11 protein-coding genes are annotated in these 12,975 nt (G+C 72.1%); 8 read left to right on the forward strand and 3 right to left on the reverse strand.

The window, feature by feature from the left end; all coding sequences use genetic code 11:
- Positions 1-96: 96 nt before the first annotated feature.
- The 3 genes from BMY97_RS31405 to BMY97_RS31415 all read left to right on the forward strand — a co-directional run bounded on the left by BMY97_RS31405 (position 97) and on the right by BMY97_RS31415 (position 2,652).
- Positions 97-693 carry a response regulator transcription factor gene (locus BMY97_RS31405; protein WP_020662719.1) on the forward strand — a complete coding sequence of 199 codons (597 nt, stop codon included), beginning with the start codon at positions 97-99 and terminating at the stop codon, positions 691-693.
- Between the two features lie 423 nt (positions 694-1,116).
- Positions 1,117-1,689 (forward strand): sigma-70 family RNA polymerase sigma factor, encoded by a 573-nt coding sequence (locus tag BMY97_RS31410; protein WP_091623879.1) that lies wholly within the window; start codon positions 1,117-1,119, stop codon positions 1,687-1,689.
- A complete protein-coding gene (locus BMY97_RS31415) occupies positions 1,690-2,652 on the forward strand; it encodes an anti-sigma-D factor RsdA (protein WP_245787599.1) in 963 nt (320 codons plus the stop codon).
- Positions 2,653-2,789: 137 nt separating this feature from the next.
- On the opposite strand, the gene BMY97_RS31420 is transcribed toward BMY97_RS31415, so the two are convergent.
- Entirely contained in the window at positions 2,790-3,185 is a 396-nt protein-coding gene (locus tag BMY97_RS31420; protein WP_091623882.1) for a DUF5319 domain-containing protein, read from the reverse strand.
- A 140-nt stretch (positions 3,186-3,325) separates the two neighbouring features.
- On the opposite strand from BMY97_RS31420, the gene guaB reads away from it, so the two are divergent.
- The 5 genes from guaB (at position 3,326) to BMY97_RS31450 (ending at position 10,387) form a co-directional block, all read left to right on the forward strand.
- Entirely contained in the window at positions 3,326-4,837 is a 1,512-nt protein-coding gene (gene guaB / locus BMY97_RS31425) for an IMP dehydrogenase (RefSeq protein ID WP_091623884.1), read from the forward strand.
- Positions 4,838-4,975: 138 nt separating this feature from the next.
- Positions 4,976-6,115 (forward strand): GuaB3 family IMP dehydrogenase-related protein, encoded by a 1,140-nt coding sequence (locus tag BMY97_RS31430; RefSeq protein ID WP_091623887.1) that lies wholly within the window; start codon positions 4,976-4,978, stop codon positions 6,113-6,115.
- 76 nt (positions 6,116-6,191) lie between these two features.
- Positions 6,192-7,898, forward strand: a complete 1,707-nt coding sequence (locus BMY97_RS31435; RefSeq protein WP_091623890.1) for a GMC family oxidoreductase N-terminal domain-containing protein — start codon at positions 6,192-6,194, stop codon at positions 7,896-7,898.
- Positions 7,899-7,914: 16 nt separating this feature from the next.
- Positions 7,915-8,616, forward strand: coding sequence for a maleylpyruvate isomerase family mycothiol-dependent enzyme (locus tag BMY97_RS31440; RefSeq protein ID WP_091623893.1), 702 nt, complete (start codon positions 7,915-7,917; stop codon positions 8,614-8,616).
- Between the two features lie 310 nt (positions 8,617-8,926).
- Positions 8,927-10,387, forward strand: coding sequence for an FAD-binding oxidoreductase (locus BMY97_RS31450; protein ID WP_091623896.1), 1,461 nt, complete (start codon positions 8,927-8,929; stop codon positions 10,385-10,387).
- Between the two features lie 4 nt (positions 10,388-10,391).
- Here the strand turns inward: BMY97_RS31450 and BMY97_RS31455 are convergent, their stop codons facing one another.
- Both BMY97_RS31455 and BMY97_RS31460 read right to left on the reverse strand, forming a co-directional pair.
- Positions 10,392-11,837 carry an aldehyde dehydrogenase family protein gene (locus BMY97_RS31455; protein WP_091623898.1) on the reverse strand — a complete coding sequence of 482 codons (1,446 nt, stop codon included), beginning with the start codon at positions 11,835-11,837 and terminating at the stop codon, positions 10,392-10,394.
- An 85-nt stretch (positions 11,838-11,922) separates the two neighbouring features.
- The gene (locus BMY97_RS31460) at positions 11,923-12,957 is read right to left on the reverse strand and encodes a zinc-dependent alcohol dehydrogenase family protein (protein WP_091623902.1); all 1,035 of its coding nucleotides are present in this window, start codon (positions 12,955-12,957) and stop codon (positions 11,923-11,925) included.
- Between the last annotated feature and the right edge of the window lie 18 nt (positions 12,958-12,975).

Here is a 12,975-nt window from a genome sequence, read left to right on the forward strand (position 1 = left end):
GAAACTTCAAAAAAAGCCACCGGATCGTGTCAAGGTTCGAGCTAAAGCGTCCGATAGGGGAAGTGGAATGTCACCCGGCTGCAGGAAGGAAACCCCGTGACGACGGTCTTGATCTGCGACGACCGACGCAGTGTCCGCGAAGGGCTCACCCGTGTGATGTCCGCGGTCCCAGGGGTCAGTCGCATCGACTGCGTAGCGCACGGTGACGAGCTGCTGGCCCGGTACACCCGTCAGCCGGTCGACGTCGTGCTGGTCGGGACGCAACGCGCGGTCCCGACGGGCGTCGAAGCCACGCGCCGGCTCGTCTCCGCGAACCCCCAGGCGAATGTCATCGTCTTCGGCGCCCCGGACGACGCGGGCAGCATCGCCGCGGCGATCGCCGGCGGTGCCCGCGGCTACCTGCGCTGGGACGCATCGCGGCCCGAGCTCGTTGCCGCACTGGCCCACACCCTCGCCAGCACCTCGGTGCCGGCGCCGCGCCAGCCGTCGGACCCCGGCGTGCAGCTCACCGAGCGCGAGCTGCAGGTCCTGCGCGGCATGAGCCAGGGCAAGAGCAACGGCCAGATCGGCCGCGAGCTCTACCTGTCCGAGGACACGGTGAAGACCCACGCGCGGCGGCTGTTCCGCAAGCTCGGGGTCCGCGACCGGGCTCAGGCGGTGGCCCACGGCTTCCGCCGCGGTCTCGTCTCCTGAGGCCGGCCCCGGGTCTTCCCGGGGCTCGTTGAGGTAAAGCGCTCTCCAGCGGCTTCGTTACGGACGTGGTTGCACGGTGACGACGGGCCAGGGCTCGCGCCCTGGCCCGTACCTGTGTTCCGTGTCACGGACGGCGCCGTTGTCCCCACCGCTCGGGCAGGCTTCCGGACTGGTCGCCGCCCCGCCCGGGCCGCTTCGCGTACCGCACTGGCCAGCCGTTCGGCCGGATTCGGCGAATGCGCGTGAGCAGCCGGTAAAGCCGGGTTTCCACCGGCGCCGCGAGCGCGGCGCGCCGGGGACCACCTCTGGCGGTTGTCCAGGGGGTCCCCGACGGTACGGTGACTGTCACCGGCGGGCGGGGCAGGATGACCACGCGCCGGATTCTTTGCACGCCTACACGTAACACTGGGACTGTTGTCTGCGATGGCCAATGTGGGGGATGGACTGGATGAGCCAGTCGCCGCTGCTGTCGAGGGAGATCCTCAAGCGGTAGAGCGGCTGCTGGCGGCCATCCGTCCTCTGGTAGTGCGGTATTGCCGCGCTCGGGTTGGCAGGCAGGAGCGTTCCTTCGCTTCTGCGGACGATGTTGCGCAGGAGGTGTGTCTCGCGGTGCTCACGGCATTGCCTTCGTACCGTGACCAGGGGCGCCCTTTCCTTGCCTTCGTCTACGGTATTGCCCAGCACAAGGTGGCCGACGCGCACCGCGCGGCGGCTCGCAACCGGGCTGAGCCCGTCGCCGAAGTCCCCGACGAGGTCGAGGGCGGGGTCGGACCCGAGCAGCGCGCGTTGCAGGGTGAGCTGAACGAGCGGATGTCGCAGTTGTTGCAGGTACTGCCGGACAAGCAACGGGAGATCGTCGTGTTGCGGGTCGTGGTGGGGCTGTCGGCGGAGGAGACCGCGGAGGCCGTCGGGTCGACGCCGGGCGCGGTCCGTGTCGCCCAGCACCGCGCCTTGGCCCGCCTGCGCAAGGTGCTCGCCGCCGAGGAGGTGATCTGAGTGACCGATCGCGACGACGACCGTGACCTGTCGCCATCCACGTGGCCGAGCGGGATGACGGCGTTCGACGCCGAGGCCGACGGTGACCTGTCGGCCATCCAGGCCGACGACGCGCTGCTGGACGCGCTCGGGGGCACGGACCCGGCCATCGCCGACGGCCTCGGCGACCAGGAGCTCAACGCGCTGCTGCTGGCCTGGCGGCGTGACATCGACAGCGAGCCGCTCGCCGAGCTGGTCGACGTCGACACCGCGGTCACCACCGTCCGGACGGCTTCGCTGGCGCGCAAGCACTCGCAGCGCGGACGCCGCCGTCGTTACCTCGTGCCGGTCGCCGCCGCGTGCGCCGCCGCCGCGATCGCCTTCACCGGCACCGGTCTCGCGGCGCGTGACGCGCAGCCGGGCGACGCCCTCTGGGGCCTCACGAAGGTCCTGTACGCCGACCACGCCCACTCGGTCGAAGCCGCCGCCACGGTGAAGCTCGACCTGGAGAAGGCGAACCTCGCACTGGCCGACAACCGCCTCTCCGACGCCCGCAAGGCGCTCGACGACGCGCAGGCCGCCCTCAGCCAGGTCAGCGACGACGACAGTCGCAACCAGCTGATGGAGCAGCACCGCCAGCTGGCGGCGCAGCTCGACGACCCGTCCGCGCCGCACCCGGGCGGGAACCCGGCGAACCCGCCGGCGGTTCCGCCGGCGAACAACCCGGGCACCGGGTCACCGCAGGCCAGCGGTCAGCCGACGCAGCTGCCGGGCACGGGCAGCACCGCCACCCCGCCGCCCGCCACCAGCATCCCGGAGTCGCCGCCGCCGTCGGGCGACACGACCACGACCCCGCCGCCGCCCACCACGCCGACCGGCGTCACGGGCAGCAACCCGGGCTCGGGCAGCAGCGGCAGCCCGCGCAACGATCCCAGCGGCAGCGGCAGCGGCGCCGCGCAGAACGGGTCACCGGAAACCCCGTAAATCCGGACGCTTTCGAACAAAGGGCCTCGGCGGACCATCTCGCCGAGGCCCTTTTTCGTACGCGGGGCCAGGAAGCGGGTACGAAAAAAGGCCCCGGTGAGCAACGTCACCGAGGCCTTCGCCAAGCCGTCGCCGGCTCAGTAGGCGCTTTCGTTGGCCGTGACCCCGTCCGCGAAGCCGCGGCAGTAGTCCCAGCTCACGTAGTCGCCCGGGTTGGGATCGAAGGCCGGCTCGTGCGGGCGCATGCGGCCGTCGGCGAGCAGCTGCTCCAGGCTGGCGCGCAGCAGGTGCCAGTCGTGGTAGTGGGGTTCGTCGCATTCGCCGCAGTCCACGACGATGCCCCGCACACCGCGCGGCTCCAGGAGGGCCTGGTAGACGGCGAGATCGGAGAGATCGGCCAGCAGCTCGGTGCGTTCGTCCGCGCTGATCGGCTCGTCGAGGTTGTCTTCGGGGTCGAGGAAGGCCCGGGCCGGATCGTCCGGGTCATCCGCGAACGGATCTGGGGGCAACACATCGTGCGGCACGGCCTGCACGGTACCTGCTCACGCGGTGTCGTCCCCACCCGCCCAGTGCGGGGGTCCGGCCCGGATATCATGAGGGGAAGGCCCAGCCCCGTCGGTCGCTGCCCGCCGGCGACTTCGCACACCCCTGCCAGGAAGGCCCTTCGCCCGCTATGACCAGCGAAAGCATCACTGCCCCCGTGCCGAGCAAGTTCGCGATGCTCGGCCTGACCTTCGACGACGTGCTGCTGCTGCCTGCCGAGTCCGACGTGGTGCCCAGCGGGGTCGACACCAGCACCCGGCTCAGCCGCAACATCACGCTGAACATCCCGCTGGTCTCCGCCGCCATGGACACCGTCACCGAGGGCCGGATGGCGATCGCGATGGCGCGCCAGGGCGGCATCGGCGTGCTGCAGCGCAACCTGCCGATCGACGAGCAGGCCGCGGCCGTCGAGGTCGTGAAGCGCTCGGAGGCCGGCATGGTCACCGACCCGGTCACCTGCTCGCCCGACGACACGCTGGCCGAGGTCGACGCCCTGTGCGCCCGGTTCCGCATCTCCGGCGTGCCGGTCACCGACGCGTCCGGCTCGCTCGTGGGCATCATCACCAACCGCGACATGCGGTTCGAGGTGGACTACACCCGCCTGGTCAGCGAGGTCATGACCAAGGCGCCGCTGGTCACCGCCCAGGTCGGGGTCACCGCGGAGGCGGCGCTGGGGCTGCTGCGCCGGCACAAGATCGAGAAGCTGCCGATCGTCGACGGCGCGGGCAAGCTCCGCGGCCTGATCACGGTCAAGGACTTCGTGAAGACCGAGCAGTACCCGAACGCCACCAAGGACACCGACGGACGGCTGATCGTCGGTGCCGCCGTCGGCGTGGGCTCGGACGGGCACAAGCGCGCGATGACGCTGGCCGAGGCCGGCGTCGACGTGCTCATGGTGGACACCGCGCACGGCCACTCCCGCGCCGTCGTGGAGACCGTGAAGCTGCTGAAGAAGGAGCTGGGCGACACCGTCGACATCGTGGGCGGAAACGTCGCGACCCGCGCGGGCGCGCAGGCGCTGGTCGACGCTGGCGTGGACGGCGTGAAGGTCGGCGTCGGCCCCGGCTCGATCTGCACCACGCGCATCGTCGCGGGGGTCGGCGTCCCGCAGATCTCCGCGATCTACGAGGCCGACCAGGCCTGCCGCCCGGCCGGCATCCCGGTGATCGGCGACGGCGGCATCCAGTACTCGGGCGACATCGCGAAGGCCATCGCCTCCGGGGCGTCCACCGTGATGCTGGGCAGCCTGCTGGCCGGCACCGCCGAGTCGCCCGGCGACCTGATCCTGGTCAACGGCAAGCAGTTCAAGGTCTACCGCGGCATGGGCTCGCTGGGCGCCATGCAGTCGCGCGGCCAGGCGAAGTCGTACTCGAAGGACCGCTACGCGCAGGACGACGTGCTCAACGAGGACAAGCTGGTCCCCGAGGGCATCGAAGGCCGCATCCCGTTCCGCGGCCCGCTGTCGAACGTCGTGCACCAGCTCGTCGGCGGCCTGCGCGCCGGCATGGGCTACGCGGGCGCCGAGACGATCGCGCAGCTGCAGGAGGCGCAGCTGGTGCGGATCACCGCGGCCGGGCTCAAGGAGAGCCACCCGCACGACGTCACCATGACCGTCGAGGCGCCGAACTACACCACGCACTGAGCCGGACTCGTGAGTGTTCCGGACGGTTCCAACCGTCCGGAACCCTCACGAGCCGCTTTGCTCACCCCGTGCGCGGGTCACCCACGCGGCCTAGCGACAATGGAGGCCGTTGTCGTCGGTGCGGAGAAGGGACTTCACGTGCGGGAACTGGTCGAGATCGGCATGGGCCGCACCGCGCGGCGGGCGTATGACCTCGATGACGTGGAGATCGTCCCGTCACGGCGGACGCGGTCGTCCTCGGTGGTGTCCACCTCCTGGCAGATCGACGCCTACCGCTTCGACCTGCCGCTGGTGACGCACCCGACCGACGCCATCGTGTCGCCGGGCACGGCCGTCGCGATCGGCGAGCTGGGCGGGCTGGGCGTGCTGAACGCCGAGGGACTGTGGGCCCGGCACCCGAACGTCGAGGACGCGATCTTCCGGCTGGTCCGCGCGGCCGAGGACGGCGAGGACCCCACGGCCGTCGTCCGCGAGCTGCAGGACCTGCACTCGGCGCCGATCCGGCTCGACCTGCTCACCGAGGCGATCAAGACCGTCCGCGAGTCGGGGGTGACCGTCGCCGCGCGCGTGAGCCCGCAGCACGCCGCCGAGCTGACGCCGGACCTGCTCGCGGCGGGCGTCGAGATCCTGGTCGTGCAGGGCACGATCATCTCCGCCGAGCACGTCGAGCGCGAGGCCGAGCCGTTGAACCTCAAGGAGTTCATCGGACGGCTGGACGTGCCCGTGATCGCCGGCGGCGTGAGCGACTACCGCACGGCCATGCACCTGATGCGCACCGGCGCGGCGGGCGTGATCGTCGGCCACGGCTACACCCCGGGGGTCACCAGCACCGACCGCGTGCTCGGCATCGGCGTCCCGATGGCCACCGCGGTGGTCGACGCGGCCGCCGCCCGCCGTGACTACCTGGACGAGACGGGCGGCCGCTACGTCCACGTGCTCGCCGACGGCGGCATGACCACCTCGGGCGACATCGCGAAGGCCATCGCGTGCGGCGCGGACGCGGTGATGCTCGGCGCCCCGCTCGCGACCGCCAGCGACGCCCCGGGCCAGGGCCTGTACTGGACGGCCGCCGCGGCCCACCCGTCGCTGCCGCGCTCCCGCGTGGTCGCCGGGCCGGACTCGGACTACGCGGTCGACCTGAAGACCCTGCTCTTCGGCCCGTCCTCGGACGCCGAGGGCGTGGTGAACCTGTTCGGCGCGCTGCGCCGCGCGATGGCGAAGGCCGGGTACTCGGACCTGAAGGAGTTCCAGCGCGTCGGGCTGACCGTGCGCCGCTGACGGTCATCGGGGCGGGGGTGACCGGCGGGTAACTTACGTCTGGTCAGAAGGACATCCCGGGGTTACCCTCGAACCTGTGACTGCCAGTAACACCACCACAGCGACCGACAGTCCCGACTACGACGTCCTGGTCGTGGGCTCGGGGTTCGGGGGCAGCGTCGCGGCGCTGCGGCTGACCGAGAAGGGCTATCGCGTCGCGGTGGTCGAGGCCGGGCGCCGGTTCGCGGACGACGAGTTCGCCAAGACCTCCTGGGACCTCAAGCGTTACCTCTGGGCGCCGCAGCTCGGCTGTTACGGCATCCAGCGCGTGCACATGCTCTCGGACGTGATGGTGCTGGCGGGCGCGGGCGTCGGCGGCGGCTCGCTGGTCTACGCGAACACGCTTTACCGCCCGCTCAAGCCGTTCTACGCCGACCGGCAGTGGTCGCACATCACCGACTGGGAGTCGGAGCTGGCGCCGCACTACGACCAGGCCAGCCGGATGCTCGGGGTGGTGACGAACCCGACCGTCACGCCGTCGGACGTGGTGATGCGCGAGGTCGCCGAGGACATGGGCGTCGGCGACTCCTTCCACGCGACGCCGGTGGGCGTGTACTTCGGCAAGCCCGGCGAGAGCGTGAAGGACCCGTTCTTCGGTGGCGCCGGCCCCGACCGCGTCGGCTGCACCGAGTGCGGCGCCTGCATGACCGGCTGCCGCGTCGGCGCCAAGAACACGCTGGTCAAGAACTACCTGTACCTCGCGGAGCAGGACGGCGCGAAGGTCATCCCGCTCACCACGGTCACCTCGGTGAGCCCGGTCGGCGGCGGCTACCGCGTCACGCTGCAGAAGACCGGGACGCGCTCGAAGCGCTTCCGCACCACCGTCACCGCCGGCCAGGTGGTGTTCGCGGCGGGCACCTGGGGCACGCAGAACCTGTTGCACCGCATGAAGGACACCGGCACGCTGCCGAAGCTGTCACGCCGCCTCGGCGAGCTGACGCGCACGAACTCCGAGGCCATCATCGGCGCCGCGCGCACCGAGGTCGACGAGAGCCGGAACTTCAGCCGCGGCGTCGCCATCACCTCGTCCATCCACCCCGACGAGAACACCCACATCGAGCCGGTGCGGTACGGCAAGGGCAGCAACGCGATGAGCCTGCTGCAGAGCATCGCGACCGACGGGGCCTCGCCGGTGCCGCGCTGGCGCCAGGCCGTCACCTTCATGGTCAAGCACCCGGTCCAGTCGGCCAAGCTGCTCAACGGCTACCGCTGGAGCGAGCGGACGGTGATCCTGCTGGTGATGCAGAGCCTGGACAACTCCATCACCACCTACACCAAGCGCGGCCTGTTCGGGCGGCGCAAGTACACCTCGAAACAGGGTCACGGCGAGCCGAACCCGAGTTTCATCCCGGCCGGGCACGAGGCGAACGAGCTCACGGCCGAGCACATCGGCGGCCTCGCGGGCGGCACCTGGGGCGAGATCTTCGACATCCCGCTCACGGCCCACTTCATCGGCGGCGTGCCGATCGGGGACAGCGCCGAGGCCGGCGTGATCGACCCGTACCACCGGGTTTACGGCTACCCCGGACTGTCCGTTGTGGACGGATCGGCGATCACCGCGAACCTCGGCGTGAACCCGTCGCTGACCATCACGGCGCAGGCCGAGCGGGCGTTCTCCTTCTGGCCCAACAAGGGCGAGGAGGACCGGCGCCCGGCCCAGGAAGCGGCGTACGCGCGACTGGATCCGGTGGCCCCCAAGAACCCGGCGGTTCCTTCCGGCGCACCTGCCGCACTGCGCCGATAGGCCCTACGATCGCCGGGTGAGCGAAACGGCGGCGGTGGCCCGCATCCGGGACCTGCAGGACGAGTGGGCGCTCGCCGTCGGCGCGCTGGACGAGGCGGCGATGCGGGCGCCGAGCGCGTTGCCCGGCTGGTCGCGCGCCCACCTGCTGACGCACCTCGCGCGTAATGCCGACGCCGTCGTCAACCTGCTGACCTGGGCCGAAACCGGTGTCGAGCACCCGATGTACGGCCCGGGCACGGCCCGCGACGACGACATCGAGGCCGGCGCGGCGCGCGGCACCGCGGAGATACTGGCCGACTTCGTCGCTTCGGGGGAGCGGCTGGTGGAGTTCGCTTCGGCGCTGCCGGACCGCGTCTGGACGGCCCCGGTCCGCGCCCGGTTCGGCCAGCGGATCACCGGCGCGAACGCGGTGACGCTGCGGCTGGCGGAGACCACCATCCACCTCGTCGACCTGGACCGAGGCCACGATTTCGCCGCGGCCACGGCGTTGCTGGGCCCGTTTGTCGGCGACGTCGTCGAGAACATGATCGGCATGTACGGCGGCGAACTCCCGCCCTGCCGCCTGGCCACGGCCGACGGCGCCCACCGCTGGACGCTGGGCGACGGCTCCGGCGGCACGGTCACCGGCAGCCCCGGCGACCTGCTGGCCTGGGTCTCGGGCCGGGCCGACGGCTCCGCGCTGAGCGGGCCGGTGCCGGACCTGGGGTCGTTGATCTGACGGCGCCAGTCGTCGACCGGTTCGCCGGTGATCAGGAGGTGGTCGCCGCGCCGATCGTGGGAGCGCTCAAGCCCGGCCACATCGACGACGCGATCGCGGCCCTCTCCATCACGCTGACCGACGAGGAAGCGGCCCGGCTGGAAGCCGCCCTACACCCCGCGTCGCGACGTCCAAGGGGTGTCCGACCCGGCCGAGCCGGCCCGCCTGATGAAGGCGCCCGGGGTCGAGCCGGCGGCCGCCTGACCTGCCCGCGGCCACCCGGCCAGGCGACTGGGCGCAACCGCGGCCGCCGCCGGCACGTCTTCATCACATGACAGCAGTCGGGAGAAGGACGTTCCTGCGGGCGGCCGGGCTCACGGCGGTCGGCGCGGTGGCCGCGGCGTGCGCGCCGGGCAAGGGCAGCCCGCCGGCCGCGCCGAGCAGCAGCGCCATGCCGTCGTCACCGCCGCCGGCCAGCACCAGACCGTCCGGGCCGCCGGACTGGAACGCGTTGCGCGACAAGCTCAGCGGCGATCTCCTGCTGTCGGCCGACGGCCAGTTCGCCACCGCCAAGCGCGCGTTCAACCCGCTGTTCGACAGCCACAACCCGGCCGCCGTCGCGAAGATCGGCAAGCCCGAGGACGTGCAGGCGTGCCTCGCCGCCGCCGCCGGACGGCTCCCGATCGCCGCGCGCAGCGGCGGTCACAGCTACGCGGGCTACTCGGTGCCCGAAGGCGGGCTGGTGCTCGACGTCGGCGCACTGTCCCAAGTGGACGTCCAAGGCGACCGGGTGACGATCGGCGCGGGCGCTCGGCTCAAGGACGTCTACGCCGCGCTGGCCAAGGCCGGCCGGTGCCTGCCCGCGGGCTCCTGCCCGACGGTCGGCATCGCCGGGCTCACCCTCGGCGGCGGGATCGGCGTGCTGGCCCGCAAATACGGGCTTACCTGCGACCACCTCACCTCCGCGCAGGTGGTGACCGCCGACGGCAAGCTGCGCACGGCCGACGCCGGCACCGAGCCGGACCTGTTCTGGGCCCTGCGCGGCGGCGGTGGCGGCAACTTCGGCGTGGTCACCTCGTTCACGTTCAGCACCGATCCGGCGCCGGACATCACCGTCTTCTCGCTGCACTTCCCGGGCGGGGCGGCGGCCGAAACGCTGGACGCGTGGCAGCGGTGGCTGCCGACCACCCCGCCCGAGCTGTGGTCGAACATCGTCGTGTCCGGCGGTTCTCCGGTGCAGTGCAGGATCGGCGGCGCGTTCGTCGGCGGCTCGTCCGCGCTCACGGCGCTGCTGGGCAAGCTGGAGGCCACCCCGTCGAGCCGCACCATGAAATCCCTGAGCTACTCGGGCGCGATGGACTACTTCTCCGGCAGCTCCAGCCGGCAGACCTTCGTGGCCTCGTCTCGGATCATCACCGACCCGGTGGCCGGCGCGAAGGTGAGCGACCTCGCGTCCGGCCACAAGGGCATGGACCTGCTGATCGACGGCCTCGGCGGCGCGGTCGCGAACCTCGCGCCGTCGGACACCGCGTTCTGGCACCGCAAGGCGCTGGCCAGCGTGCAGGTCTACGCGCCGGCGACGGCCGGGAACCGCTCGTCGGTCGCGAAGTCGGTGTCCACTGTGGTCAGTGGGCTCGCCGGCGCGGGCGCCGCCGGCGGCTACGTCAACTACATCGACCCGGACCTGCCGGACTGGAAAACCGCGTACTACGGCGACAACGCCGCCCGGCTCGAGAAGGTCGCGAAGACCTACGACCCGGACGGCGTGTTCAAGTTCGCCCAGTCCTTGTGACGGCTTAGAGGTCCACCCCGGTGAAGACCGTCACGCGTTCCTCGGTGAAGTCGTTCATCGCCGACAGCACGCCCTCGCGGCCGACGCCGGAGCCCTTCACGCCGCCGTAGGGCATCTGGTCGGCCCGGTAGGACGGCACGTCGCCGATGATCACGCCGCCGACCTCCAGCTCGGCCGAGGCGTGGAAGGCGAGCTGGACGTCGCTGGTGAAGACGCCGGCCTGCAGCCCGTAGGCCGAGGCGTTGACGGCGGCGAAGGCCTCGTCCACACCGTCCACAACGGACACCGCGAGCACCGGTCCGAAGATCTCCTCGGCCCAGGCCTTCGCCTCCGGCGGGACGTCGGTGAGCAGGGTCGGGGCCACCGTCGCGCCGTCGCGGGTGCCGCCGGTGAGCACCTTCGCGCCCTCGGCCACCGCCTCGTCCACCCACGCGACGATCCGCTCGGCGGCGGCCTCGTCGACCACGGGCCCGACGTCGGTGTTGCGGTCGTACGGGTCGCCGGTCTGCTGGGCCTCGACGGCCTCCACCAGGGCGGGCACGAACTCGTCGGCGACCGCGGCGTCCACGATCACCCGCTGCACCGCGATGCAGGACTGGCCGGCCTGGTAGTTGCCGAAGGTCGCGATGCGGTGCGCGGCGCCCTCGGGGTCCGGCCAGTCGCGCAGGACGACGGCCGCGGCGTTGCCGCCCAGCTCCAGCACCACGTGCTTGCGCGGCGCGGCGTCCGCGATCGACCAGCCGACCGGGCCGGAGCCGGTGAACGACACCACGGGCAGCCGCGGGTCGGCGACCAGCGCCTGTGTCTCGGCGTTGCCCAGCGGCAGCACGGAGAACGCGCCCTCGGGCAGCTCGGTCTCGCCCAGGATCTCGCCGAGGACCAGCGCGGACAGCGGGGTGCGCGGCGCGGGCTTGACGATGATCGGCGCGCCGACCGCCAGCGCCGGCGCCACCTTGTGCGCCACCAGGTTCAGCGGGAAGTTGAACGGCGCGATGCCCAGCACCGGGCCGCGGGGCACCCGCCGCGTGAGCGCGAGGCGCGCGTCGCCGGCCGGGTCGCTGTCGAGCCGCTGGACGTCGCCGGTGAAGCGGCGGGCCTCCTCGGCGGCGATGCGGAACACCGACACCGCACGGCTCACCTCGGCTTCGGCCCACTTCAGCGGCTTGCCGTTCTCGGCGGTGATGATCTCGGCGATCTCTTCGGCGCGCGCCTGCAGACCGCGGGAGACGTGTTCGAGCGCCTTGGCGCGGACGTGCGCGGGGCTGTGGCGGAACTCCTTCGCCACGCCGGCCGCGGCGGCCACCGCGCGTTCGGTCTGCTCGGGTCCGGGCACAGCGACGGTCGCGACCTCGCTGCCGTCGTACGGGTGGTGCACCGTCAGTGTCGCGACGCCCTGCTCCGGCCGCCCGGCGATCCACGACGGCCGCGGTTCCGGGGTGATCATGTCCATACGCACCAAGGTATTCGGGCCGGGGTCCGGCCGGTCGGACCCCCACCCGTCCGGGGCAACGAGCGCGTCGCCCCGGACGTCGTCGTCACGGCTTGACGAGCACCTTCAGCGCCTCGCGGTCGGCCATCGCCCGGTAGCCCGCGGGCACCTCGGACAGGCCGATGGTGCGGTCGAAGACCCGACCGGGCTGGTAGCGGCCCTCCAGGACGTCGGGCAGCAGCTCCGGGATGTACTGCCGCGCCGGGGCGACGCCGCCGGTGATGGTGATGTTGCCGGTGAAGACCGGACGGCCGATCGGGCCCTCCGCGTACTGCGGCACGCCGACGCGGCTCAGCGCGCCGCCCGCGCGCACCACGCCGAGGCCCATCTCGAACGCCGGCTTCGTGCCCACGCACTCCAGCACGGTGTGCGTGCCGCGGCCGCCCGTCAGCTCGCGGACCAGCGCGATGCCCTCCTCGCCGCGCTCGGCGACCACGTCCGTCGCGCCGAACTCGCGGCCCAGCTCGGTGCGCTTCTCGTGGCGTCCCATGAGGACGATCCGCTCGGCGCCCAGCCGGTGCGCGGCCAGCACCGCGGACAGGCCCACCGCGCCGTCGCCGATCACCGTGACGGTCTTGCCCTTCGCCACCCCCGCGGTGACGGCAGCGTGGTGGCCGGTGGAGAAGACGTCCGAGAGCGTCAGCATCGAGGCCAGCAGCTCGTCGTCCTCGGTGTGCGGCAGCTGCACCAGCGTGCCGTCGGCCTGCGGCACGCGCACGATCTCGCCCTGGCCGCCGTCGACGCCGTTCGCGCCCCAGCCGCCGCCGTGCAGGCAGGAGGTCTGCAGGCCCTCCTGGCAGAACTCGCAGGTGTTGTCGGAGTAGAGGAACGGCGCGACGACGAGGTCGCCCCGGCGCACGCTCGTCACGTCCGCACCGGTCTCCTCGACGATGCCGAGGAACTCGTGGCCGATCCGGCGGCCCTGCTCCTGCGCCGGCATGCTGCCGTATGGCCAGAGGTCGCTGCCGCAGATGCACGACCGGACGACGCGGACCACGGCGTCCGTCGGCTCGACCAGCTTCGGGTCCGGCACCGTCTCCACGCGGACATCGCCGGCACCGTAGATGAGAGTCGCTCGCATGAAGGTCCTTTCCGTGAT

The organism is Amycolatopsis saalfeldensis (genome assembly GCF_900110575.1).
Taxonomy (GTDB): domain Bacteria; phylum Actinomycetota; class Actinomycetes; order Mycobacteriales; family Pseudonocardiaceae; genus Amycolatopsis; species Amycolatopsis saalfeldensis.

Excerpts from the sequence above, each read along its gene's own strand:
- BMY97_RS31410 (WP_091623879.1), top strand. The coding sequence starts at position 1,117 with ATGGCCAATGTGGGGGATGGACTGGATGAGCCAGTCGCCGCTGCTGTC.
- guaB (WP_091623884.1), top strand. The coding sequence starts at position 3,326 with ATGACCAGCGAAAGCATCACTGCCCCCGTGCCGAGCAAGTTCGCGATG.
- BMY97_RS31450 (WP_091623896.1), top strand. The coding sequence starts at position 8,927 with ATGACAGCAGTCGGGAGAAGGACGTTCCTGCGGGCGGCCGGGCTCACG.
- BMY97_RS31455 (WP_091623898.1), bottom strand. The coding sequence starts at position 11,837 with ATGGACATGATCACCCCGGAACCGCGGCCGTCGTGGATCGCCGGGCGG.
- BMY97_RS31460 (WP_091623902.1), bottom strand. The coding sequence starts at position 12,957 with ATGCGAGCGACTCTCATCTACGGTGCCGGCGATGTCCGCGTGGAGACG.